Annotated in this window: 14 protein-coding genes; all 14 read right to left on the bottom strand. The window is 39.4% G+C overall.

Annotated features, from left to right (window positions below):
* Positions 1–3: 3 nt before the first annotated feature.
* Positions 4–228, bottom strand: a complete 225-nt coding sequence (locus tag ACRD6K_RS03920; protein WP_488621822.1) for a hypothetical protein — start codon at positions 226–228, stop codon at positions 4–6.
* 139 nt (positions 229–367) lie between these two features.
* On the bottom strand, positions 368–1,039 hold the full coding sequence (locus tag ACRD6K_RS03925; RefSeq protein WP_299577989.1) for a glycoside hydrolase domain-containing protein: 672 nt from the start codon (positions 1,037–1,039) through the stop codon (positions 368–370).
* 668 nt (positions 1,040–1,707) lie between these two features.
* Positions 1,708–4,128 carry a glycosyl hydrolase family 95 catalytic domain-containing protein gene (locus ACRD6K_RS03930; RefSeq protein WP_430972164.1) on the bottom strand — a complete coding sequence of 807 codons (2,421 nt, stop codon included), beginning with the start codon at positions 4,126–4,128 and terminating at the stop codon, positions 1,708–1,710.
* Positions 4,129–4,161: 33 nt separating this feature from the next.
* Complete coding sequence (locus ACRD6K_RS03935; RefSeq protein ID WP_430972165.1) at positions 4,162–5,331, bottom strand: IS4 family transposase; 1,170 nt, start codon at positions 5,329–5,331, stop codon at positions 4,162–4,164.
* Positions 5,332–5,474: 143 nt separating this feature from the next.
* A complete protein-coding gene (locus ACRD6K_RS03940; protein ID WP_430972166.1) occupies positions 5,475–8,681 on the bottom strand; it encodes a sugar-binding domain-containing protein in 3,207 nt (1,068 codons plus the stop codon).
* 6 nt (positions 8,682–8,687) lie between these two features.
* Entirely contained in the window at positions 8,688–11,153 is a 2,466-nt protein-coding gene (locus tag ACRD6K_RS03945; protein ID WP_430972167.1) for a glycoside hydrolase family 95 protein, read from the bottom strand.
* A gap of 107 nt (positions 11,154–11,260) precedes the next feature.
* Positions 11,261–12,124 (bottom strand): alkaline phosphatase family protein, encoded by an 864-nt coding sequence (locus ACRD6K_RS03950; protein WP_430972168.1) that lies wholly within the window; start codon positions 12,122–12,124, stop codon positions 11,261–11,263.
* Positions 12,125–12,139: 15 nt separating this feature from the next.
* Positions 12,140–14,488, bottom strand: coding sequence for a glycoside hydrolase family 95 protein (locus ACRD6K_RS03955; RefSeq protein WP_430972169.1), 2,349 nt, complete (start codon positions 14,486–14,488; stop codon positions 12,140–12,142).
* Between the two features lie 20 nt (positions 14,489–14,508).
* Positions 14,509–17,670 (bottom strand): beta-galactosidase, LacZ type, encoded by a 3,162-nt coding sequence (gene lacZ, locus ACRD6K_RS03960; protein WP_430972170.1) that lies wholly within the window; start codon positions 17,668–17,670, stop codon positions 14,509–14,511.
* 10 nt (positions 17,671–17,680) lie between these two features.
* Positions 17,681–19,273 (bottom strand): beta-N-acetylhexosaminidase, encoded by a 1,593-nt coding sequence (locus ACRD6K_RS03965; protein ID WP_430972171.1) that lies wholly within the window; start codon positions 19,271–19,273, stop codon positions 17,681–17,683.
* A 192-nt stretch (positions 19,274–19,465) separates the two neighbouring features.
* Positions 19,466–20,629 carry a uroporphyrinogen decarboxylase family protein gene (locus tag ACRD6K_RS03970; RefSeq protein WP_430972172.1) on the bottom strand — a complete coding sequence of 388 codons (1,164 nt, stop codon included), beginning with the start codon at positions 20,627–20,629 and terminating at the stop codon, positions 19,466–19,468.
* 9 nt (positions 20,630–20,638) lie between these two features.
* Positions 20,639–22,309: an alpha-L-fucosidase gene (locus tag ACRD6K_RS03975; RefSeq protein ID WP_430972173.1), complete on the bottom strand. Its 1,671-nt coding sequence runs from the start codon at positions 22,307–22,309 to the stop codon at positions 20,639–20,641.
* A gap of 98 nt (positions 22,310–22,407) precedes the next feature.
* Complete coding sequence (locus ACRD6K_RS03980; RefSeq protein ID WP_430972174.1) at positions 22,408–24,807, bottom strand: glycoside hydrolase family 95 protein; 2,400 nt, start codon at positions 24,805–24,807, stop codon at positions 22,408–22,410.
* A 24-nt stretch (positions 24,808–24,831) separates the two neighbouring features.
* Positions 24,832–26,817, bottom strand: a complete 1,986-nt coding sequence (locus ACRD6K_RS03985; protein WP_430972175.1) for an alpha-L-fucosidase — start codon at positions 26,815–26,817, stop codon at positions 24,832–24,834.
* Between the last annotated feature and the right edge of the window lie 12 nt (positions 26,818–26,829).

Consider the following 26,829-nt stretch of genomic DNA (forward strand, 5'->3'; position numbering starts at 1 on the left):
TTTTCATTCCTTTACAGAAATATTTGTACATGGTGTCACCGGTTCATCGTAAATACCTATTGTTGAATTCAGCCACCTTTCCCCTGAATGCCTGCATGTTTCGCCATCACCTCTGTTAGTCAAAATAGAATTCTCTACTTCAAGATTAATTTCAACCTGTTTACTCTTCAAACCATCGGCTTCCACTGTAAAAATGCCTTTATAATTTCCCGGAATAGCTTCTTCCAAAATGTCAATTCCAATCCATAGCGATTGAACTTTCCCTTTTCCAACATTAACTGTAAGTACAAAAGGGTTCGCTCAATATCTACCCCATGTTTATTAAAACAGGTCATTGAAGATGCAGGTATTCGATCACCGGAATCAATTACCAGTTCAGAAAATTTACTTTCAGATCTTTTAACGAAACCTTAGAAGCATAAACACCAGACTGTAAGGCATAATATTCATTTCTGCAGTCCGTTCCCCTGAACCTTAAAGACGGTTGGCTTTGCAGCCAAATTAATGGCAAAGCATCCAACATTTTAATTGGACGGATACGATCTTCCCGAAACACAAGATAGGGTTCATCGTATTTACTGACATATTTTTGAATTTCATCTTTCAAAGCAGGAACCTCCATAGGATAAAAAAAGTGAAATTCGGATCTAGCCTGAATAACATCAACACTACATTTTGGCAGATCATCAAGTTGTAGCTCTCCACCTGTTAATCCTGTTCTGTTAAGCCATTCTTTTTCTGGTTCTTTTTCTTTTGTCAAATATTTCCTTGCACTAAAATCTTTGTATTCCGGAGTGTAAGGCAAATGATAGAGATGATAAGTCCCAGGTTGTGTTATAGGCCCAAAAGCAATTCGACATCTTTCGTTATTTACCTCATGTCGGTATATATTGGTTATTGTATCACCGGTAACTGCATTCGCTATAATAAATTGCCTGTCTTCTAGATTTTTATCATGCTTGCGCCATAACAAATTAAGGGCAACAATATCTCTAGGTTTTGCAATTCTGCACGATGATTTCCAAACGGCTCTTACCATTCTATGGCGGGAACGGTATATTTTACCTGTGCTGTGAATTATGCAGCAAAAAACACCACACCTACAAAAAGCATAATAAAAAAATTAAAGGCTATTTTAGTTTTTTCCATACTATATTATTTAGTTAATGAAGCAACTCCGTCCTTCAATGAGTATTCCAGAAAACAAACTCCATTACTAAACAATCACCAAAGTCTTAATTCAATAAGGGTCATTTTTGGCCTTGAGGCTAGTTTACTCAGAAAAATTGGCAAGAAAGAATAACAAACGACATTGATATTATCATAATTTATTTCGATCACTATTTTTCGACGCTAATCGTTAGATATATTCCCATACAATGATATGATGCATTTTCTTTTAATACATCACACAAATCAGCTCAAGAAATGCACAAATCCTACTTTCTAAAATACTAAGCTCTCGATTTTATTTTAATCCTAAACATGCATTAAAAGATCTATTTACTTTGAAACTGCTTCAATACAATTTGTTCCACTAACTTTCTTTTACTCACAAGAAGGGTGCAATGCCTCGTTCCGTAAAGTTCTTTTCTAATTGCACTTTAAGATTATTTATCTCATATATTGCAAGTAACAAGATGAAAATCAAAATGCATTTCATTGTCTAAATGTATTAATTATTTAAACAAACCGTAAGTAAACAAGCTATAGTTTTACAATAAGCTTTTCTGAGCCTAAAGTGTATTGTTTCCCATTTATTTCAATGTTATTGAAGTTCAGGCATTCAGGCAAACGAACCTCAATTTCCTGTTTAATTTCGGATTTAATATTCAAACTTACTTTTCCTTTGTTTACATCCCAGACAAGTTCCTCAACCTGCATTTGTCCACGTAAAAGCACATTTTCAAGAGAACCTTTTTCCCACTCTTTAGGCAATGCTGGTAAAACATCTAATTTTCCATCCCAGGCAAATATCAAAGAATTATTGATCACATCAGGAATTGTACCGACGGGATCAAACCCATAACCTTTGTTATCCGGCCAGTAGGAAATCATAAAACTCGGAAATACATATTTTTTCGCAACAAGTCTTGATAGTACTTCGTGAACAACATCAGCCCGCCCTAAACGTGCTGCACATTGTGCCTGATTAATAATTCCATGGGTGATGTGATTACTATCCGGGTTTTTCCAATTATTTAGAAATCCTTTTTTCTTTCCTTCAAAGGCTTTTTCAGAAGCTGCCCATAAAACAGGGTCACTTTCTTTGTCAAATTCACAAAACTGATAAAGTGGCAATAAGTGAGAATGGTGACGTTGGTTGTAATTCTCCGTTGTACCTTCGTAAGCCCACTCCTGCAATTCCCCTTTTTCATTGATTTGGTAATCCGGCAGTTTCTTCAACATTGCTTTCCATTTCGGCAAGTTGTTGTTTTCAATGTTAAGTAGCTCACAAGATTCGACAAGGTTACTCAAAACAGATTTTAATACCGAAATATCGAAGGTAGAGTTAGCATAAAGCAAATGATCCTGCTCAGGCGAATATGAAATCCAAAAGGTATATTTCCCATTTTCGTCTTCTGTACCTTTTAGCAAATCCTCGTAGAATAATGCATTTTCTTTAAGTAAAGGCACCACTCTTTCTTTCAGAAAATCCTTATCTCCGGTAAAGCGATAATAATCATAAAAAAAGTGCAGCATCCAGCCCATTGTACCAATCGATTGTTCGCCGGGCCATCGTCCCCAATGCAAGAACAAGTTTGTGTTTGAAGCCCTTGGATTGGAAACAATTCCTCGGCAGCCAAATAATTTTTGGGCGTTTAAACGGCTATCCACCAACCATGACTCAATTAACTTGAAGTAACCTTCCATCAGTTCGGGCATATTGCAACTCATTATGGATTGAATTTCGAGTTGAATATTTGAATCGAGGGTATAGTCCCCACTCCACTCTGGCTTCCAGGTACCGGTCCAAATCCCCTGCAGGTTTGCCGGATTTTTGCCGGTGCTACAAATAATTAAATACCGGCATGCATCGTATAGCTTTTGTGTCAAAGCCGGTGTTATTGTCCCATTCTCAGCTGCCGAGTTTAGCATCTCTTGAGATGTAGATTGCGTTTCACCTAAATTTAATTTCACCCGCGAGAACAATTCGCCATGTGCTTTTGCATGTGGTTTTAACAACCTCTTGTAATCCATGGCCAATTCATCCAAATACGCTTCCATGTCAGCCAACTTGTTTTCAGGATATCCATTCACAAAATCGGGATGCTTTGGTGAAAAAGCCCAAACTTCACTTTGCGACTCCGGAAGTGGTGCACGCCATGGTTCTACCTGCATGACAATTAACACCTTATCTGCGGCATTAACTTTTATTTCATTGTTCTTAGCCGTAACGTTTCCCCCTGTTGGAATAAAACGGACAAGGTTGTCGTACCCCCCTTTCCCTTTTACATAGGTAACATGTGCCTTTATCTCGGTATCCGTTGCTGTCATTTCAACATCAATCAACTCATGTGCCATTTTCATTGAAAAATTACCTCCCACTTTTCCTTTGGGACCGGTTAATTCCAATACCACCACATTATCGGGGCGGGAAATAAACATTTTCCGCTCCCAATGTCCTGCTTCGTTGTCCCATGATGCTTTTAGTTCGCCTGTTTCGAAATTCTCGGTCAATTTATAGTTTTTAGCTTCACCATAATCACCAAACTGATCAATGTGAAAGGTAAAAGCCGGATGGAAGGGGTCAGTCCACGAAATCTTTTGATTGGCCGTTTCCAGCATCATTTGGTGAGCAACCGAAGGTCCATTTTTGCCTGCTTGCAGGGCGGCCTTTTTTATTTCAGGCATTGAAGCAGAAAGGTCTTTTACAAACTCTTTAGTACCAAGCGTAAGGAACAGTTCGCAATGGTTAACAACAATGGTCTCATGGTATGGATCGCCATACATCATGGCTCCCATTATCCCGTTACCGGTAAGCATTGCTTCTTCCCAGCGGGTAGCCGGCTGGTTTGTTATTGCACCATTGAAATTTTTCTGGGCAAAACTTCCTATCTGAATAAAAAGAATTAATGCCAATAAAAACAATTGTTTTAATTCCGTTGTTTTTTTTTCTTTCATCATTATATTTTTAAATTATATCTCATTAGCGGGCACTTAAAACCCGCTGATTATTAATTGTTTATTTTTTAGTTCTTTGACATTTTTGTAATCGTATTTCGTAAGCACTTCTTTTACAGGAGTTTTGTCGAGTAGAGATATGCTTAGGATTTGTAGGATTTCGTAGATTGAGCGGTCAACTTTCAATCTGTTACCAATTATGGCAACAAGACAGTATGCGATGATCGCACAATACATTTGGATTTTCACAGCATTAAGAGTTGTTCCCCAAAAGGATTTTATCTTCAGATGCTGTTTCATCCACTTGAAAAACAGTTCTACTTCCCAACGTTTCTTATACAGATAAGCTATCTCGGTAGGTTTAAGTTCCATGTTGTTGGTAAGGAAAATTAGTTCCTTATCTGATTCACAATCATAGTATTTTACTCTCCTAAGCTTCTCTGGATAATCTCTGCTTGGGTAGTAAGTTTCCAGCTTGCCGATTTGATCATATCTCACGCCGGTTGCTTTGTCAACTGGGTTTGAATACATCCGTTTAAATCGCATGTTATCTTTTGCCCGTGTAACAAAGAAAGCCCGCTGCTGGTGAAGACGATGCAGTCTTTTAAAATCAATGTAAGCTTTGTCGATCACATAAAAGCTTCCAGGCTCATATGAGATTAAATCAAGTGCATTGACATCGTGCATTTTGGCATTTGAGATGTATAGGAACGCAGGTATTGATGTTTTCACATCATACAAAGTGTGCAGTTTAATGCCACCTTTTGTTTTCCTAAACTCAGCCCACCAAAATACACTCAGGCAAAGATCTATTGTTGATGAATCAAATGCATAAACATTGCCGTCAACGTTGATCTCAAAATCTGATTTGTAGCAGCTTTTGCGTGCTTCCTCTATGAGAACATAAGCAAAATCTTCAAAAATTTTATAGCTACGTTTTTCATTGGCTTTGCCAAGGTTTCTCCGAGTTACTGTTGAACCAAATCCGAGATGATAATATTTGGATTTATGAGCTTCGAGACTTAAGAGCAGATCTCTCATACTGTCTCTTGAGGTAAGCTGTCCAAATACCATACATAGCATTTGATACCAACATGTAAAAGTTCTTACATACTTATTCCCGTTGTGTTTGCTGACAATTCTGTCAAATACACGTCTGGGTAAAAAATCTGTAAGTTGTGCGAAGATATATTTGCCTTGATTCATGGATAATTGCTTGTTTGCATGCAAAAATCCGTATTTTCAATTCAAATCGTCACGCTATCAAAAATCGCTACAAGTACGACTAACAAAGAATTTCAAAGAACGATTATTAATTTTTAATACCCACTAGTGATTATATCTGTTTCCTAATCGCCTAAAATCCAATTTAATTCTTTCAAACTTACCATTCTGTTACTTGTACCAGGAACCATTTCAATCCGGATAAGCCCACCTTTTTTCCCTTCCTGAATCGTAAAACCATTGTCCCAACTTTTCGCCTGAAACTTTGATTTTAAGGCTCCATTGCCGGCAATTACAACATCACCTATATCCTGTTTATCATTGAAAATATAAATTTCAAATTTCCCGGGGTTAAAGTTCTCATTGGTTAAAAATTCACATCCTTTAATGTATCTTGGTTCCTGCAATTCAATCTCAATAATAATTTTTTCACCATCCTTTTTGATTGTTTGCCAAAACGTTTTTTCATCACCATCGAAAGCATAAATAATGGGCGATTCGGAGTTTTCGTTAGTAGCCGTTATTTTCTTGTACCTCACCTTCGATCTATCTTCACCATCAAAAAAAGCTTCTTTTATACCTTTTGCTTCGGAAGGATTAAATTCAGGTGAATTCATATAATTCAGGATACTGTACTTTAACTGGCGTGCAACCGGTCGTTCATCCAGATCAGATAAAATATCGAATGTGGAAACCAATAGTTTGCCTTTGCCAATTTTTGTTTCAACAATTGCACCTAACTTGTCATTGCGCTCGGCATGGTCGATTACCTGAAGAATTGGCTGATAACCTTTGGCAGTTTGGTTCAACCGGACCGCGGGGGCATATTTACATAATTCCCACCACTGCCAATTAGTATGAAAGTCAGTTGGGAAATCAGCAAAAACAGGATGATTGGGATTACATAGAAGCCCCATGGTTTTTACCTGATAGTTAAACAAAATAGTTGACCAGAAGGGAGTTGTAAATTGGGTCCGTTCGGCATCAAAACCTTTGTCCGGCACGAGTAAGACTGTTGCCCCGTTCTCAATTTTTTCAAGTAATTCAGGACTTGCCCCTGTCGCAATTACAATTTCTTTTTGATTGTCCTCTTCTATATTTTCCGGATAAACCCAAATGTCGTAGTTATTCTCAATTTGCAAGCCGGGCGCAGCAAGCCTGACCTCCAGTTTGGCGGCTTTTCTGATATCATTTAAAGGAAATAAAACGTTTCCTATTGAAACAACTTCACCTTGTTCAACAATTGATTTATTCAGCTTCCCCTTAAATAATTCTTTGCCTGAATCCAACACCTTCCATTCAACTTCCAAATTGTTTAATACTGAATTGCTATAATTTGGAACTACCAATTCTGCTTTAAATGTTTCATTGTTCAGCCAGGTACGTTTTGGCATTTCCAAAAGCAAAGTAATATTATTGTTCGATTGTTTGAATTCATCGGCTGTAATAAAACCTTTTGGCTCCCAAAATGCATTCAACATCCCAATCAATGCACTTCCCTGCGCCTGGTAATCACGTAAATCAAGTAATTGATAACCTCCCATTCCGGGGGTCCGGAGCAAGCGTTCCATTTCTTCGCGGTACAACAATGCCGACAATTTACCTGAAGCCATTAAAAAATCGTTTGCTTGTTCGCCCATGCCTTTTTGTTGCAAGCGGCCACGAAAAACTTCCATATTCCGTGGGGCCCAGACACCTGTATATTTTTCAATTTCAGTAAAATCGGGATACACCAGCCACTGTCCTACCTCGTGGCTAATAATAGGCCACTGGTTATAAGGCGATTGAAGCGTATTACTAAAATCATTAACAGTGTTCGGTTTTTCAACTTCGAAAAATGGATGCATTCTACGCCAAAATACTTTACCATTATTTTTACCCCAATGGGCAACCTGAAAATCATCTCCTTTTAATCGTTCGGGCGAAGCCATTGCTCCTAAATTGGCATTGCTGGCATACAAATGCCTTGGGTCGTGGTCTTTTCCCCAGGCTACCCATTTTTCCAGTACTTTGGGGTCGCCCCGTAATTCATTTCCCATACACATGAATACAAACGAAGGATGGTTTCCGTAGGTATCAAGTAATTTCTTTAATTCTTCAAAAAGGAAAGCATCCCTTTCTGGATCGGTCCCTACCAATGTCCCTTCCCAGTCCTGTGAAAACAGCGTTAGCTCAGGTTGCAGGTAAATACCCAGTTCATCGGCCGCCTCGAAAGCTGCCTTTGGGGGGCACCATGAGTGAAAACGCCAATGGTTTAATCCATGTGCCTTCCCTATCTTGAATATACGTAGCCACTCAGTTTTATCCATAGGTGCATATCCGGTTAAAGGCGAACTTCCTCCGTCATGTTGCCCACGCATAAATATTTTGTTCCCATTTACCAAAAAACGGCCATTAACAGCTTCAATATCGCGAAGCCCAAAACGAATGTGTTCTGTATCGCTATTACCTGCAAAACCGGCCTTTACCTCAAGAGTGTAAAGGTTAGGCTGAAATTCATCCCATGGCAACAGTTTTTTATTGAGCGCAATTATTGTTTCAAAATCCTGATTGTCTTTATCCACAATGTAATCCATGTCCTGAAAAAGGATTACATTTCCGTCTTTGTCTGTTATGGCAAATTCCAGATTTCCTTTTAAATGCTTGTCACCCGTATTTATCGCTTTCCCTTTTATCCTTAACTCTTGCTTTTTAAACGAAGGGTATAGTTGGATATCTTTTAAGTACGTCTTATCCTTTGCTATCAGTTTTATTTCTCCCACAACACCGTTCCATATAGTTTGCATGCCGGGCGAATAGCCATGGCTCCAGGAACCTAAATGCACATAAGGTGAATTGTCAACAAGCAATGAAATCGTGTTTTGTCCGGTTTTTAAATCGCTGCCTATTTCAAACTTATGAGGTGTATTTAGGCTGTGGTTTTCACCAACAAATTTGCCATTTACCCAAACTTTGGTTTGCCACATGCACCTCTCCATGAAAAGCATGATAGTTTTACCTTCCCAATCAGCGGGCATCTCAATATTTTTTTGATACCAAGCTTTCCCAATATACCTGTATTTCCTTGCCAGTTGCCAAATTTCGGGGTCACCGGTATATAAGTTTGTACCATTAATATGCTTCTCACCCAATTGAGCTTCGTCTGTTGTTCCGGGGAGTTTCATTTGCAAAGGAAGGTTTTTGTTAAACCATTCCTCTTTTTCTCCCAATCCTAACGAATCGAGTGCGAGTTGCCAATTACCTGAAAGGTCGATGGTTTTAGGTTGGGCTAATATCCAGAAACATTGACACACAAGAATTAATATTATTCCAATCGTTTTACGTGATTTCATCTCTCATTATTTATAATCATCTAGAAATAGGCTGTGGCTTCCACCTTTTTTAATATCCAATTCAATAATCTTTTCCTTATATCTCACCTTGCAGTTTTCTCCTTGCTTTGAAAAAATAACAGCTTTCGTTAGCTCATTATCCTCCCATTTTATATCCACTTCAAATCCATTTCGAACACATAATCCCTTTACTTCTCCTGTTGGATATTTTGTTGGCAATGCTGGCAATAAAACAATTTCTCCAGAATGGCTTTGTAACAACATTTCGGCAATAGATGCCATAATCCCAAGATTTCCATCAATTTCCCATAAACCACGAAAATTAGAGGTCAGGTTTGGAAACACAGCCCAGCTAAAATGGTTATCAAAGACTTTTTGAAGCATTTCTCCGTTTTCTAATCGTGCCCAAAACTTTGCGGCAAAACTGCCAGTCCAGCTTCCACATTCATTTTGTTCCCATGGTTTTCGGTGTTCCAGTGTTTTAATAAACGCTTCTGCCAATTCAGGTGTTCCACGTGGTGTAATCTGACTTCCCACTGCCAGCCCCCAACCATGAGCTAACTGCCCACTATTTGCATATGCTGATTCCCAATCGTCTTTCCATTCTTGCAAACGTCCGGTAGTCGGGCTTATTCTCATAGGCAGTAATTCCTTTAAATAACCTTCCAATTTCACATCAAATTCAGAGTCATTCTCAAGTACTCTAATAGCCTGTCTACAATTCTGAAAAAGATCTCGAATAATTTGCATGTCTTGAGTTGCACCAACACAAGCCCATCCTATTGTACCATCAGGTTTCCGGAAATGGTTTTCAAAAGATTCCGAAGGATTAGTAACCCAAAAGCCATCTTGGTCTCGTTGCAAATTATCCATATAAAACATAGCTGCCCCTTTTAATACGGGATACACTTCTGTTAGGTATTTCTTATCAAGCGTAAATTCATAATGTTCCCAAAGATGGTGACAAAGCCAGGCACTCCCCACTTGGTAGATAGCCCATAATCCGTTTCCGCCAACAGGTGAGGTTGTTCGCCAGATATCGGCATTATGATGTGCAATCCAACCACCTGCACCATACATATTTTTAGCTGTACGCTCACCATCAATCGTAAGCTCTTTAGTAAGCTCAATTAATGGTAAGTGAAGTTCTGAGAGGTTGGTAATTTCTACGCCCCAGTAATTAATTTGGGCATTACAATTAAGTGTCCAGTTTGCACTCCATGCAGGTTGTAACAATCTACTCCATATTCCCTGTAAATGTGCAGGCTGAGCATGTTTTGCCTGTCTGGAGCTGGAAATTAACAAGTAACGTCCAAAATTAAAATATAGAGTAGTTAAGCCAGGGTCGGTTCCTGGTTTGTATTTTTTAATGCGTTGATTTATGGGTAGGTTTGCGGCCTCACTTTCACCCAAATTAAGTTTTACCCTACTATACAATTCAGAATAATCGCTGATATGATTCTCCTTAAGTTCAGCATAATCCACATTCCGCAATTCTGAAATTTTTTGATTTGAAATCGATTCGTAATCTTTCCCTTGGGTAACCGGGTTTTTGTCGAAACCATTAAAGCTTGTGGCTGCCGTTAAAATCAAATCAACTTCATCAGCATTTTCCACTACTAATTCCTTGTTATTTTTATTAACCTGCCCTCCTTTGTTACGAACCAGTAAATTCATTTGGAAACGCATTCCATGTCCTTCTTCGTACACCGGTGGCTTTTCACCAAGATAATGAGGGTAAGCATGTTTGGGTGCATTTCCCTTTAAAATTACCTGATTGCCATCAACACTTACCTGATGGTTTAACAAACTTGTTAGTGATGTAGAGAAATTCAGTTGTCCTTTTTTGCTGGATGTGAATTTAACAACAATTACTTTGTCAGGGTAAGAAGAAAATACTTCCTTTTTGTACTGAACGCCACCAATCGAATAGTTAATATTTACCAAACCTGTTTCTAAATCAAGTTGACGAATATAATTTTCTGCTTTCTCTTGTGAATTTGTGTTTATTACCAAATCGCCCATGGGCATGTAACATTCATTGTATTCGCCAAGCATTGTTGAGTTAATCAATCTTTCTGCCTCTTTGGTTTTATCGTCATTGAGTAACTGACGAATTTTAGGCAAATGTTTAATGGCTTCGTAATTCTGTAAATCGCGCGGACCGCCCGACCAAAGTGTTTCTTCATTAATTTTTATGGTATCCGATTCTACTCCACCATACACCATCCCACCAAGGGTTCCGTTACCAATAGGGATGGCTTCGTTCCAGTTTTGAGCAGGACTATCAAACCAAATTCCTGCACGATTAGTTTTAACATTCGGTTCTCTTAAACAAGAAATATTTAAGAACGTGACACATAAACATAACAATAAAGCTTTTATTTGTTCGAATTTATTTATTTTAAATAGCTCTCCGTTGAACTCTCTCTCAAATCTTTCCCCATGCATATTTTGTAATGTGTTCTTCATTTGTCATTATTTTACAGCAGATTTGTCTATTTGATAGACAGTTATTTTTTATTCAACTAAATCCAATAATCCTTTTTGCATAAGATTCGACACTTGTAAATCTGCTATTACCTGATACCAATTACCTTCCCATCCAAGTTCCAATCTTCTTCGCTCTCAATCCCTAAATGTTCTAACGCTGTCACTGCAACATCAACTACATTTACTTGTTGTTTGATCTTACCTTTTTGGACATCGTTCCCATTTGCAATAAAGAAAATTGTTGTATGCTCAGGAATATCCTTTCCGTGTCCCTTTTTACTTCCTCCATGATCTGTTGACACCAAGATCAGCCAATTCTCTTTTTTTATAAGTTCTCTTCTCTTAATGGCCGTTATCATGCTTCCAACTAACTCATCAGCTTTTTCTATCGCTTTCAAATATTCTGAACTTTCGGGAACATAATCGTACCTATGTCCTGCTCCGTCTACCTCATCCAATTGAACAAATACAGCATCAGGATTATCATTTTGAAGTAAATCCACTACTCTTTGCGTTACTTTCTCATCCGACAAAAGGTAATTAACAATATCAGCATCTCCTTTCTGTAGTATTTTATGGATTGGAGACCAATTAACAATTGAATAAAGCTTCAAATCCGGTTTCTGCTCTTTCACTCTACGATAAAAATGCGGATACTCCCCTATATTTGGATCCTTATACTCGTTAGTAAGCACATTATGTTTTTCATGCCAGACACCTGTTAACATTGCAGTCCAACATATTCCACTGCTACTGATAGGATCTGTTTGGGCAGAAAAGGAATAAGCTCCGTTTTCCCATATCTTATCTAAATTTGGAGTCTTTGCAGCCAGCAAACCATCAGGTCGACAGCCATCAATACCAATTATTAGAACTTTATTTTGAGCCTGTAAGAAAGAGCCTGCATTTAATGCAATAGCTAACAGAACTAATCGAATTGTCAGTCTCATTATTGCTAGTACTATTTAATTAATAATAATATTTCCATTTTCAGGGATCTCAAATTCTACGACATCGTTCTCAAGCCTATACTTAGACATTACTCCTGGATTCCCTGTTATTTTTGCCCAAACCAATACTCCATCCCTCCAGTCCATATCTACTATAAAACCGCCACGTGCTTTCAATCCTTTAACATGCCCATTTTTCCATGCAGTTGGTAAGGCAGGGAGCAATTCTAAAGTTCCAGTGTGCGACTGCAAAAGCATCTCAGCAATTCCAGCACACCCCCCCATATTCCCATCTAACTGAAACGGGGGATGAGCACAAAGCAGGTTTGAATAGCTACCGCCCCCGCTCATCATATCTGTTCCCTTTTGCCCCGTCGGACGTAGTAAACGTTTAAACAGTTTATAAGCACGATCGCCATCTTTTAATCTTGCCCAAAAATTCACTTTCCAGGCCAGCGACCAGCCAGTTCCACTATCGCCACGAGCATTCAGACTCACTTTTGCAGCCTCTGACAGGTCAGGTGTGTTTTTGGTTGTAATTTGTTTCCCGGGATGAAGAGCGTACAAATGTGAAACATGCCGATGATTGTTATTTGGGTCGTCAACATCCTTTTTCCACTCTTGCAACTGTCCCCATCTTCCAATAGTTGGCGGTAAAATCTTATCTCTTACTTTTATTGCCTGTCGTTTAAATTCATCGTCAATACCTAAAACATTACATGCTTCAATGCAATTGTTTAATAAATCCCATGCTATTTGATGATCCATTGATGCTCCAAGCGATATTCCACCGTGTTCGGGCGAATAAGATGGTGACGATACCAAATATCCGTTTTCATCTTCAACCAGATAGTCTAGCCAAAAGAGAGCGGCTTCTTTCATTAGCGGAAATCCGGTTTCTTCCAAAAACTGTTTATCACGTGTAAAATCGTAGTGTTCCCAAACGTGCTGGCACAACCAGGCTGCTCCGCCTGGGAAAAATCCCCATGGAAATCCCCACCCCGGCGCTGTATAGCCAAATGGGTTATTCATTGTATTGACAATCCAGCCACGTGAATTAAAAAATTCCTTTGCAGAAATTTTCCCGGGTTCAACTAAACTCTCCATATAATCAAATAGCGGAAGGTGGCACTCGTCTAAATTGGCAACCTCTGCAGGCCAGTACAACATTTGCTGGTTAATGTTCATGTGGTAATCGCAGGCCCAGGGTGGATTGGTGCTGTTGTTCCATTTTCCCTGTAAATTTAAAGGCATGGTTCCGAGGCGTGAGGCGGCTATCATCAGATAACGGCTATACTGAAAATAAATTTGTTCCAACCCCGGATCGGGCGTTCCGCTAGCATATTCTGTTAAACGTCGATCGATAGGAATATTGTCGCGGGAGTTATCTCCCAGGTTCAACTCAACACGTTCAAATAAATTTTTATAATCCTTCTGGTGTATTGTTTTAATTTCATTAAAAGACTTTCGTTCCAACTTCTGTAAAGCGATTTTATTGTTGTCCAGAAAATCGTTTCCTGTGTATTCCGGGAATTGCAAGGTATAATCTGTTGCAGCTACATGGTAAAGGTTCAGATATCTTGCTCCAGACACATTTATTTTTTCATTTTCAAAAATCACATTCCCATCGGTATCAACCTTTAAACAGGTTTCAAACTGCATTCTGTTATCTTCAACTTCACCTTGAAAAGAATAGACAGAGTTGAAAAAAGTTTCCTTATTCTTTTTGTGGGGTGAACTATACGCAATTGAGTAATTTGTTTTCGCAGAACTCTCGAAACGATAGGCCATGGCTTTTGCGGGATAGCTGCCTAAATAGGTTCGGAAGTATCGTTCTCCATCCATTTCATATGAAACTCGCCCTTCTCCGCTGGTCAAGTCAAGTTCACGTTTGTAATTGACCGGCGTACCTGTGTGTTCAATCTCAACAAAAAGATCGCCCATCGTTTGCTGGGCGCCATAATCACCAAACATGGCCCCCTCTTTCTTTTTATGAATTACGCCTGTTAGCTCCCGGCTAGCTAACCCGTGCGCTTCGTTTGTTTTTCCTTCATCAAGTAAATTTCGTACTTTTGCAAGGTTTTTCCAAGCTTCAGGCCGATTACCATAATTGTAATCTGGATTAGAGCGCGGGCCACCGCTCCATAGCGTACCTTCAGTAAACTGAATCTGTTCTTTTTCAACTCCACCAAAAAACATAGCCCCCATGTAACCATTTCCAACAGGCAAAGCTTCGGTCATCCATTCATTAGCCGGTTTATCGTACCATAGCACCAGATGTTTATCTTTTGTTCTTTTGGATGAGCAAGAGAACATTGATGCTATTGAAAAGAACAAAATCAATCTAAATGTATCGTTTTTCATATATGTAAATTGTTTAGCGATTAATTTTCCGATGGTTTCAAAATAAATCCAAACGCATAAGGTTTATTGCCATCAATCGTATATTTTTCATGTGTTCGTGCCCCCCATGAATCGTCACCTCCAACTCCATGAATTTTATAGTCAATATTGATGTTAATGAAATCACGACGGGATATTTCATAGTTGTGTTTAGCTGCTTCCAAATCACTTTCAAGGTATGGCCATGCCCGGAATGAAAAGGGCTTTATGCCATTTATTCTAATTCCTTCTCCCGATTCGCTTGTAAACTGAGCAAAGCGTGTGTCGCAGCGATTGCTATTGTCTTGCGGAGAAATGTATGGTGTTATAAAATCATCCAATGCTGATTTATACAGCCCTAACAATGCCCCATTCTTCCGGTCGGGATAATTCTCCTGCGGCCCTCTTCCGTACCATTCTATCCGGGAATAATGTTTTGGGATTGCCATGCGAAACCCAAACTTTGGCATTAGCTGGTTTGAATTGCCTGTTGGATTATAATCGCAGTTTACCTGCAGTTCCCCACTTGCTGAAACCGTATATATTAAATCATAGTTGGCTTCAATTTTATCCAGTTGAATTGCAAACGTTACAACAACTTGATTGTCTTCTTTATCCTCAACTATATTCACCTTTAAAACTTTCCTATTTCGAGCAGCTTCTTTCCAACCGCCCAAGCGAAGCACATAATTGTTCTTTTCCTGATTATCGTTGGGTGGCTTCCAAAAATAGGGTTCAAGCGGCTTAACTATATACTCTTTGTTATTGAAGACGTACCCCGTTAAAGCACCATTTTGCGAATCAATGCTTACTTTAACGTTCTCGCCTTTTATTTCAATTAATTTATCATGTTGCGAAAGCTTTAATATATGTTCATTTCCCACCAATTTGGGAGTAATATATTCGCTTAAAATAAATTGTTCTTTGGCGACCACAAAACCTTGTTCTGCCCAAGCAACCTTTTTTGCTAAGCATGCAAAAATGTTTAGCGTGTATTCGCCTTTTTCATTATTCAGTTCCGGTAAGTCTATGTCCTTTATAATTGATTTATCAGGCGTAACATTTAAATATCCTAATTTTCCTTTCGAGATTTCCTTCCCGTTTAAGGCAAGTTCCCATTCAAAATTAAACTCATTCAGATTAATAAAATCATATAGGTTTGTAATTATCACGGACGGTTTTTCGGCATCAGGCCATTCAAACTTTATTGATTGATGGATTTTTTGCGCCTCGTAATAATGCGGATTAGGTTTACGGTCGGGTGAAATTAACCCGTTTATGCAAAATTCTGCATCATTTGGCGAATCCCCAAAATCGCCTCCAGTGGCAAAAAATTCATTATCATTCAATTCCAACTGTTGCGGGTTTTCAGGATATTTTAAAGGCGAACCATCAATTGGTTTCGCAATTCCCTGATCAACCCAGTCCCAAATTGCGCCTCCGGCAAAGCGGTCAAAATCGTAAATTACATCCCAGTATTCTTTTAAATTACCAAGAGAATTTCCCATGGCGTGGGCATATTCGCGCATAATTATTGGACGGTCGAGATGGTCTTCAACCATTGTTCGTACCTTATCAGGATGGATGTATGAAAAGTCGTACATATCGGAAGCATCCATATCGCTGTCGCAAAATACCACGGCATTGGAAATAATTTGGCGGATACTTTCAGCCATAGCTTTCATATTTTGTCCACGACCTCCTTCATTGCCCAACGACCAGATTATTACACTTGGGTGGTTTTTATCACGTTCAACCATTGAAACAGCTCGGTCAACATGGGCTTTTTTCCATTCGGGATTATCTCCTAAAATTTTATTCCCGATGTTGTAGCCATGCGACTCCTGGTTGGCTTCGTCCATCAGATAAATACCATATTCATCACAGAGTTTATACCATTGTATGCGATTAGGATAGTGGCTGGTGCGTACAAAATTAATGTTGCATTGCTTTAACAATTTTATATCGGCAAGCATGGTTTCGTTGTCAACATATCGTCCGGTCCGTGGGTGGTGTTCGTGGCGGTTAACACCTTTTAGCTTTACCAATTGTCCGTTAATTTTAAACAGGTTCCCGTCTATTTCAACTTCCCTGAAACCAAACTTCCACGGAATATTTTCAATTACATTTCCATGTAAATCTTTTAACTGAAACAAGACGGTATATAAGTTTGGTGTTTCAGCATTCCAGTGAAGTGGTTTTTTTACCAACATTTTCAGTCTCATATCTTTCTCCTCTTCCGAAGAAAGTTCAGGTAGCTGTGCTTGCAAAATGGTATTGCTTTGCTGAATTATATTTTTATTGGCATCGAAAACTGTTGCCTGTACCTTTAAGCCTTTTGCAATTTCATTCGATGCATTTTTAAGCTTTACATCAATTGCTAACTCTGCATCCTCATAATTTTCATCAAAATCAGTTGTAATCTTAAAATCGCGGATATGTGTTCTGTTTCTGGCCACCAGGGTAACATCGCGGTATATACCACTCAGCCGCCACATATCCTGACATTCGAGGTAACTACCGTCTGACCACCGATACACTTCAACGGCCAGGTCGTTCTCTCCGGTTTTTACAAATTCTGTAACATTGAAAGTTGCCGGGGTCATACTTCCCTGACTATAGCCAACCTTTTTACCATTAATCCATAAATAAAAAGCAGACTTAACGCCATCAAACCGAATGAATAACTCTTTTCCGTTCCATTCCTGTGAAACTGCAAATTTGCGTTTATAACTTCCCACCGGGTTTCTCAGCTTGAAACCAGTATATTCTTCCGGTGGTTCCAGTGTAACTTTAGGTTGCTCCCGTTTAAAAGGATATTTAATGTTTGTATAGATTGGGATTCCGTACCCTTGCATCTGCCAATTACCTGGAACCTGTATTTCATCCCAGCCTGAAATATCAAAATCAGATTTATAAAAATCATGCGGCCTTTCTTCAGGATTTGCTACCCAATTATATTTCCATTTTCCATTTAGCGATATCTCCGTATCTGGCTGAAGAAAACCGATAGCATCATTAAAATTTGAATATGATGAAAATGATGCAGTAACAGGTTCTTTGTTAATACCAGTTACTGCTGGATTTTCCCAGTCATTAATGGGTTGAGCTATTGAGCAGAAACAAAGCAGTACAAACAAGATAAAAACTGAAGATTTTAACATTTCTGAAATATTACTGTTTAAATGGTATTTTCAATTCTGACGGGAACCTAAAATTAACTCCCATTTTTTTAAATCGTTCCAGCTGTGGATAAAGCCTCTTTTGAAAGGATTCCCAACTCCTGTTTTCCATTTCCGACCAACCGGCTTCGACCAGTGCAAAAGCCCTTGGCCAGGTCATATAAAAAGCACGGTCTATATTTTTAACATATTCTCCCCATAAGGTAGCTTCCACTCCAATAATGTGAGCTTGTTTTGCTTCTTCCAATCCATAGCCGGGGTCAAACGCATAAACTTTTTCAAGATTGAGTATAGGCATCCAATTACAGGTTTCTTCCCCTTTCCATTGCGGATAATCGAAATAGGCATGTTCTCCCGGACTACAAATCAATTCATAACCCAACTCGCGGGATTTTCTGATTACCTCATCCGAAAGCCCTAACCGCCATGAGTACATGGTACTGTTTTGGGGATATCCGGGAACATCCAGCTCATACCAAATCAGTGGCTTTTTATTGTATTTTGCAAATATTTCATTCACCCTTTCGAAAAAGTAACTCATTAATTCCTGAGGTTTCGAAATAGCCAGTTCCTTCATCTTCATCTTACATTTTGGACACTCTTTCCAATGGTCAAGTGGAGCTTCATCGCCTCCTATATGGAACTTATCGGAAGGGAATATTTCGGACAGTTCACCAAATACATCATCTAAAAATTCAAAAACCTGCTCATTTCCACCACAAAGCAAATCTTTTGAAACCCCGGGAACAGTCATTACTTTATATTCTCCCTCAAAACAGGTCAGTTCCGGATACGCAGCCACCGCGGCCAAATTATGACCCGGCACGTCTATTTCAGGAATTATGGTAATCTTTCTATCCTTTGCATAAGCAACCAACTCCTTCAATTCTTCCTGCTTGTAAAACCCTGAATGAGGTATTCCATCTCCTTCTGTTTGCGGACGGAATGAACCAATTTCTGTCAGCTTTGGATATTTTTTAATTTCAACACGCCATCCCTGGTCATCAGAAAGGTGAAGGTGCAGGTGGTTGAACTTATACATGGCCATTACATCGATGTATTTCTTCACATCATCAACAGGTAAAAAATGACGAGCCGGGTCAAGCATCAAGGCACGGTACTTAAATCTCGGCTTATCATCTATTTTAACGCAAGGAATCCGAACCGTTTTATGACCATCGTCTGCATTGTCTATAATCTGCGATAAAGTTTGAATGCCATAAAATAAGCCAGTACGGTCAATAGCTGAAATAATTATCTGTTTATCACCAATTGAAAGAGAATAGCCTTCTGAATCACCATTTCCTTGTGTGCATTTCAGTACAATCTGATTTTCTGCTTCTGTCTCATTTTTGACTAACTTTAAATTTGTCCCGATGACCCATTTTATCTGCTTGTTCAAATTCGCCACCTCAAACGATAAATCAACTTCTGACTGTGTTGCAATTGTGCTGTATTCTGAAAGCGAGTAATAGCCATCATTAACGTTGATACTTGAAGGCTGTGGAATAATTGCCAGTTCACTTTGCTGCCCCATTAAATGCAGGGTCAAGAATATCATTATTGTAGTAAATATGCTTTTCATTCGATGAATATATTTATACATACACTATTGTTATGTTTTATTCATTATGTTTAATTTGTGTAGCCCTGAATATTACACGTGTTACTTTTAATATTATATAAAGCCACATCATGGGATATGACTCTTAGTATCCTTTAATACTTTCCAGGTTTATTTAACTTACTATTCATTGACTTCTGAATTACAAATGATTCAAATAGTTTCATCAAATTCCTTTAAGTGCAAAGGATATTTTCCATGTTCTCGCACCAGCTTCACAATGTAATCGTAGCTTTGACCTGACACATCACTTGACACCGAATGGTCGGACTGAAAAATATATCCACCACCTTTGGCTGCATTCAATTTAAATAACACTTCTTTACGAATTTGCTCTTTATCATCTGTTTCCCAAACCTGGATATTATTATTGCCACAGTAGCCTATTTTATTGCCATGTTTCTTTTTTAGCTCCACTGCATCCATGTTTGCTTTTACTTCAAGTGGATTATAAGCATCCAGTCCCATTTCAATAAAATCTTCAAAAATCAGCTCTACATTTCCACATCCGTGATAAATAACGGGCAGGTTATTTTTATGGCACTCTTCTATCATTGCTTTTACCCAGGGTTTGAAATACATTCTCCAGTATTCCGGGTCGAACAACATGGTTTGTTTGTATGCCACATCTCCCCATATTACCATTCCGTCGAGTAAACCATCAGCAGCTTTAATCTGAGCTTTCATACAATCGAGGTAAAATTGCCCAATCCGGTTTATTTGCACCCCGAACTGATCAGAGTACATTCCCATCCAGAAGAGTGTGTTTTCCTGACCCAATAATCTGGTTAAACACTCTGAGCATTCTATTATACTTCCATAAACCGGGAAATCCGGATGTAACTTTTTTACCGTATCGATCCAGGCCGGTGAGTTACGCTCAAAGCCATCTCCAACTCCGGCGATTTGATTGTCGCCAGCTTCAAAATATCTTCTCTTGTCATATGGATCATCAAATTCAAATTTTTCCAGTTTTTCAATGGTATCAACTTCCCACGAAATGAATTCAGGCATAGGAAAGTCAAATTTTTTTCGCATGGTTGTTCGGAACCCGGTTTTAACGATTACCTCCAAACCATCTTCTTTTATTGTTTCGAACGATTGTATTTTCGGGTCCATATTTGGCATGGTTACAATCCAATCCAAATCGTAATAAGTGTATGGACTTGCATCATCAGGCAGGTTTAATTCTTTTCGCCAACGCTTTACAAAACTTCCCCAAAAGAAATCGCTAATAGGCACACGATCTGGCTCTTGATGACTTAAGGCCATATTCATCCGGGTTAATTTTCCCAAACATTTATTTGATCGTTCCATACTAATAACTTAATTTATTTGCAGTGGTTTAAACTCAACTACTCCATTGCATGCTTGCTCAATATGAATGATAAATTCAACATATAAATCAGCTTCACCTGTAATTTGAGCCGTCTGGTTGATTTGTATTTTATTGTCTTTAATCTGCACAAACTCTTGCATGGCTTTATTTCCATCGTAAAACATGGCAGCATTTTCCACCCTTACATTTTGTTTCATTTCCGGCAAAACGGTTAAAACATATTGGCCCGGAACATTTATTTTATCACCGAGATTAATTTTCAATTCAAGTTTGTTATTGTTCACATCCGTTTTTTTCCACGAAACAACCGTTTGTGGATTCGACCAAACATGCATGCTTTGTTTTTTGGGAGGAATAAAGTTGCTGACATGATAAACGGAAAATGACCGGATAAGAGGTTCCGCAGCTGCCTTCGTAACCACCAAACGAAGTCGCTCAACTTCAACATCATCGAAATAATCAATCTTTTTACGGCCAACTGAAATTCCTTTGGTTAGCTCAAGCCATTTTCCATCCGAATAACCTTCAATACGATATTCACGGATACGCTCCCCTTCGCGATAATCTTCCATAACAACAGCATGGTTAATGCGGGTCGGTTTATCCAACTGCAATACAAGCTCATTTCCCTTTTGAGAATTGATTTCAGCAATGGGATTGGAAAAACGACGATTGATTTCGTCGCCAAATTCTTTATAGCGTTTCATGTCTCCTTCAACAATTAAGCCGGTGGTATCAGGAGAAGCATTTAACAAGAATACACTTCCATATCCAACCGACTTATAATAGCAATCCATCAACTCATCAACCGTTTTCCGTTTTTTTACTTTCTCGGGCGACCAAAACCAATAATGGTCGTATAGCGTTGTGTTTGTTTCAAGCGGGGCCCATACATCTCCATTCGGAGTACCATGAATTTGAGTAGAAACCCCTGTTTTCAGGTCTTCCCTTCTGACGGTATTCCATGCGGGGTAAAACAGCTTTCCCGATTCGGTACCAGGCCAGCGCAATGTAGCGTGTGGCCCCTGAAATACAACCGAATTTGCGGCATATTGCTCCATTATATCCGAAACATCAATAACACAACTGCCATCGAACCAAACTTCCAGCATCTCTCCGTAGTTTGAAAGCACTTCAGTAAGTTGTGTTCTAAAAACCTTGTTGTACGCTTCCTGCTTTGCCGGATCTTTAGTTTTTCCTCCACTTCCAATCATTGCTCCCCAGGTACGATCTCCGGGATAGATATAAACCCCAAGGTTCAAGCCATATTTTTTGCACGACTCAGCGATTTCCTTCAACACATCGCCTCTGCCATTTTTGTAGGGTGTATCTTTTATTCCGTAATTGGTAGTTTCGGTTTGCCACCAACAAAAACCACCCGAATGTTTAGCAACAAATATGATTTGTTTTGCGCCAAAAGCCAACGCTGCTTCGCACCACTGATCGGTATTCAGTTTTGTAGGATTAATCCTGTCTAATGATACAGAATTGTCATTCTGTTCCACCTCCGACCAGGTTGTTGGTGCAAAATGCAGAAACATTAGTCGCTCCTGTTCTTGCCATTTGTATTGTACATCTGTAGGTTTGGGAAGACTTTGCCCGAACACAAAAAATATCGGAGATAAAAGAAAAACTCCAAACAAAAAAAATCGAATCATACTGATAATGTTTTATATTTTTATTTTAAACTTTCTTATTAGGATTTTTCATCACTACTGAAGGAAATGCTGATCCTTTTCAGTTTCATCTTCTAAATTTATTTGACCTCAAAAACCGTTTTTTCATTTGTATTCAGATGAAGAATCTCCTTTGCTCCTTTATACTTTACAATAACCTTGTTTTGCCACTTCGACAAGATATGGGCAGACACCAACTCGCCATTGTGCCATTTTATATCAACTTCAAAACCACCTTGGGCTTTTAATCCGTTTACTTCCCCTATTGGCCATTCAGATGGTAAAGCTGGCAGCAAATGAACCGTTCCATCATGACTTTGTATTAACATTTCTGCAATTCCAGCGGTGGTACCAAAGTTGGCATCCATCTGAAACGGAGGATGCAGTCCAAATAAATTGGGAGAAGTACTTTTCGCCAAAACAGTGTTCAGGCTTTCTTTTGCTTTCTCTGCCTGGTTTAAGCGGGCATATTGACTAATCAGCCAGGCTGCGCTCCATCCGGTATGCCCCCCTCCGTTGGCAATCCTGTAATCCAGTGATTTTTGTGCAGCTTTTGCTAATTCAGGTGTATTCTCCAAACTAATTTGTCTTCCCGGATGCAAGGCAAAAAGGTGAGATATATGGCGGTGTCCTGGTTCCACCTCCGGAAATTCTTCGGCCCATTCCATTAAACGGCCATCAGATCCAATCTGTGGACCAGCAAGCAAATTTATGGCTTGTTTCACTTCCTGAACGGTTGTATTTTCAAGTTCAAGTTCCTCGGAAGCAAAAATAAAATCAGAAAAAAGCTGCCATATTACCTGTTGGTCATGAGTTGGCCCCATGCTTATCTGGCTTCGGCTACCATCAGGCGCAATAAAACTATTCTCTGGTGAAACTGCAGGACCGGAAACCAACTTACCGGTTTTTGGATCAGCAACTAACCAATCCAAATAAAACTCTGATGCCCCTTTCAAAACAGGGTACATTCTTCTCAAAAAATCTTTATCACCGGTAAACAAATAATGTTCCCCGATGTGAGAACAAATCCAGGCACTTCCTCCTGTGTGCATTCCCCAACTGGCCATTTCGCCCGGCGAAGTGTATCCCCATACATTTGTAATGGGGTGAATCACCCAACCCTTGTTCCCGTATTGTACCTGCGCCGTTTTCTCACCAGGTTTAACCAATGATTCAATTAAATCAAATAACGGCAAATGCATTTCCGACAGGTTGGTTACTTCTGCCGGCCAGTAATTCATTTCCACATTTACATCGGTATGGTAATCTCCGTTCCATGGTGTTTGGATTTTATTGGCCCAAATTCCTTGTAAATTAGCCGGCAATGTTCCTGGTCTGGACGAAGAAATTAAAAGATAACGCCCGTATTGAAATAACAACTCAACTAAGTGAGGATCTGATTTTGTTTTCTTAAAATCGATTACGCGTTGGTCAGTTGGAATATTAACGTTATTTCCAGGGGTTAAATCAATACTTACCCGGTTAAAATAGGCCTGGTATTCTTTCTTGTGAGTGTCCAGTAACTCCTGATATGGCTTATTTATGGTATTTTCAATGTTTTCATTCGTTATTTTCACATATCCCCTTCCTTTATATTCAGGATAACTCAACACATAATCTGTTGATGCTGTTAGAAAAAGCACCACTTCATCGGCATTTTCAACAATTACTGTTGAATCGGTATAGCTTACTGAACCATTTTTGCTGACTGCTTTTAACCGTGCCATGTATTGTAATCCGTTTCCTCCCTTACCATCAAAAAGGGCACCTGACATTACCAACTGATTATTTTCAGAATATGTTTTAAACCTTTCAGGACGATCCATTGAGCATTTGAAAGAAATCTGACCCTTTTTATCTGCAGTAAAACGGGCAACCATCGCCTGATCCGGTTGGCTTGTAAATATTTCCCGTTGAAAATTTACCCCCTCCTGTGAATACCTTACGCGGACTACGGCATCATTCAGATCCAGTTCCCTGTAATAATTTTCATAGCCAGTATTTTTTCCGTTTTCAATCCACAAATCGCCAAGTGTCTGGAAACAACCAAATGGGACTTCTGCACCATTGCCACGACCGGAACCTTTACCAATACAAATTTGAGTTTTGTTCGTGAGCTCAGTGGCTTCTTTATACTTTCCTTCAAAAAGTAATTGACGTATTTTTGCCTGGGCTTCCTTTGCCACGGGATTGTCATTGACATCAACGCTACCCGACCACATGCTTTCTTCATTTAACTGAATGCGCTCCTTATTTACATCGCCAAAAACCATTAGCCCTAACGAACCATTGCCCAAAGGCAGGGCTTTCAGCCACTCCGGATCATCTTTCCACCCATCGGGAGAGTCTTTTACCGTAGCATCAGCCGGTTGGTTATACCAGAGCTTTAGAGCTTTAGAGCTTGTTTCTTTCTTTTCGTTGGTACATGAAAAAAGAACCAGCATGATGAACAAGGAGGATAAGTGTCTTTTAATTTTCATATTCGATTGTTTAATATAAATAGATTAAGGCTCAATTTTTATTTCTGCTATTCTCACCACGTTCTGCCCTCGTGTTGCAGAAAGCATCACATACCGCAAATATCGGCCTTTTGCCAGTTTGTGGAGGGTTACGGATTGTGGCACAGGATTATTATCCACGTTTCCATTCTTACCTTCACCCACTTTAAAGTTGATATTTTCCGGATCATTGCCAACATACACTTCAAATCGTTCTACCCTACCAAGCTCTTCCGGACTTCCCTGAGGAGGAATGTAAGTAAACACTGACAAGGTTGTTTCTTCTCCTAAATCGATATCAATGTAAGCAGGCTTTCCATCTTTCAATTCTCCTGTCCAACAGGTATTCAGGTCTCCATCCTTAATGGCAGCATCTGTTTTCCAGTTATCCCTGGATAAATCTTTTTTCTGATTGATTAGGTTAGGCCCTATCAACTCAGGTACTTTCAATAATTTTACAGTTGCCAAACTTGGCGACAAGCGGGAAGAAAGAATCCGAATTCGAATTTTGTCTGTAGTGGTTGATTTTACTCTTTGAATTCGTCTAAAACCAACGGTAGTATTTTTTACCAACTCCCTCCACCTGCCATCTACCATGGCATCCACTGCAAATGCTTCAATTCGCTGTCCGAAGTCAGCCACCATTTCCTGAAGATAAACAGCATCGAAAGTTTGTTCTCCGTATAGATTAATCACTATTTCTGCTGTTTCAGTCCCTTCAGGAGCTACCCAACCAGTACGGATATCATCGTCAAACATATAACTTACATTGTAACCGCCCTCACCAGTTGGAGTCGTTTCGGCCCTGGCACCCAAAGCGTAATTATGTCCCGTCAATTTTCTTCTCCAGTCACCAAAAGCCTTCATTACTGCCATATCTTCTTCTGGAACTAGTCCGGTAGTATCAGGAGAAATATTCAGTATTACTCCGGAATTACAGCCAATGGTACTAAAAAATGACTCTGCAAGATAGTTTAACGAACGTACTTTCTCCAATGGGTTCCAGAACCATTTGGTATGAACAGGTAAACCACCCCTTGCCGGCATCCAGGTTAATTGCTTAAGTTTAGAAGTATCGCCGGTCATATCATCAATTCCTTTTAATGACATTAACTGACTAATATCACCTAATTCAGGTGCCATTGTAGGTACACCGGCATGTGCACCCGGGAAATCTTTTGTATCATAAACAACCCCTTGCACACACCATTCTGTTGTGCGCCCCCGACCGGCTTCATTTCCAACCCAACGCACATCAGGGCCAACACCTGAAATAATAGCCGAAGGTTGTAACTTATGAATGGTAGCATGTATCCTGTCCCAGTCAAAATCCATTTCAACACCACTAACTTTAGTACTGATACCTGCACCATCAAACCATACAACATCCACTGCGCCGTAGTTGGTCAACAATTCAGTCAATTCATTTACCATCAAATCGTTATAAGCAGGCGTCCCGTATGGCTCCTGTTTATCCCACGGAGAATAGTACACGCAAAAACGAAGTCCGTGCCTCTGGGCTCCTTCCGACACTTCTTTTACCAAATCTCCCTTACCTTCTTTATAAGGTGTTTTAGAAATATTTCTGGAGTGATAAGAACTGGGCCACAACCGGAACCCATCGTGATGTTTGCACACCATAATTACCGACTTTACACCAGCTGCGACAAAGGCTTCCATCCATTGGTCAACATTCACACTCTTTGGATTAAAAATGCTTAGGTCTTCCACTCCTGTTCCCCACTGTCTTCCGGTAAAGGTGTTCAGGTTAAAGTGAATAAATCCCATAGTTCCATATTCCTGGTAGCGAAGTTGTTTGGCAGATGGCCTTACTGCAGCCGCCAGCTTAATCATTTCTTCTTTCGTCACATTCTCCGGTATTAACACCGATGTACCTTCGTAGTAGGTATTTTCCACGTACTTAATGCCTGTTTCCTGAGCATAGGGAAAAAGGGAAAAAACCATAAAACCAACTGCTAATATATATTTCATAAATAATTTAGA

This window comes from Sunxiuqinia rutila, from assembly GCF_050589705.1.
In the GTDB taxonomy this organism is placed as follows: domain Bacteria; phylum Bacteroidota; class Bacteroidia; order Bacteroidales; family Prolixibacteraceae; genus Sunxiuqinia; species Sunxiuqinia rutila.

Excerpts from the sequence above, each read along its gene's own strand:
- ACRD6K_RS03985 (WP_430972175.1), bottom strand. The coding sequence starts at position 26,817 with ATGAAATATATATTAGCAGTTGGTTTTATGGTTTTTTCCCTTTTTCCC.
- ACRD6K_RS03965 (WP_430972171.1), bottom strand. The coding sequence starts at position 19,273 with ATGAAAAGCATATTTACTACAATAATGATATTCTTGACCCTGCATTTA.
- ACRD6K_RS03940 (WP_430972166.1), bottom strand. The coding sequence starts at position 8,681 with ATGAAATCACGTAAAACGATTGGAATAATATTAATTCTTGTGTGTCAA.
- lacZ (WP_430972170.1), bottom strand. The coding sequence starts at position 17,670 with ATGTTAAAATCTTCAGTTTTTATCTTGTTTGTACTGCTTTGTTTCTGC.
- ACRD6K_RS03935 (WP_430972165.1), bottom strand. The coding sequence starts at position 5,331 with ATGAATCAAGGCAAATATATCTTCGCACAACTTACAGATTTTTTACCC.
- ACRD6K_RS03945 (WP_430972167.1), bottom strand. The coding sequence starts at position 11,153 with ATGAAGAACACATTACAAAATATGCATGGGGAAAGATTTGAGAGAGAG.
- ACRD6K_RS03980 (WP_430972174.1), bottom strand. The coding sequence starts at position 24,807 with ATGAAAATTAAAAGACACTTATCCTCCTTGTTCATCATGCTGGTTCTT.
- ACRD6K_RS03930 (WP_430972164.1), bottom strand. The coding sequence starts at position 4,128 with ATGATGAAAGAAAAAAAAACAACGGAATTAAAACAATTGTTTTTATTG.
- ACRD6K_RS03925 (WP_299577989.1), bottom strand. The coding sequence starts at position 1,039 with ATGGTAAGAGCCGTTTGGAAATCATCGTGCAGAATTGCAAAACCTAGA.
- ACRD6K_RS03970 (WP_430972172.1), bottom strand. The coding sequence starts at position 20,629 with ATGGAACGATCAAATAAATGTTTGGGAAAATTAACCCGGATGAATATG.
- ACRD6K_RS03975 (WP_430972173.1), bottom strand. The coding sequence starts at position 22,309 with ATGATTCGATTTTTTTTGTTTGGAGTTTTTCTTTTATCTCCGATATTT.
- ACRD6K_RS03950 (WP_430972168.1), bottom strand. The coding sequence starts at position 12,124 with ATGAGACTGACAATTCGATTAGTTCTGTTAGCTATTGCATTAAATGCA.
- ACRD6K_RS03955 (WP_430972169.1), bottom strand. The coding sequence starts at position 14,488 with ATGAAAAACGATACATTTAGATTGATTTTGTTCTTTTCAATAGCATCA.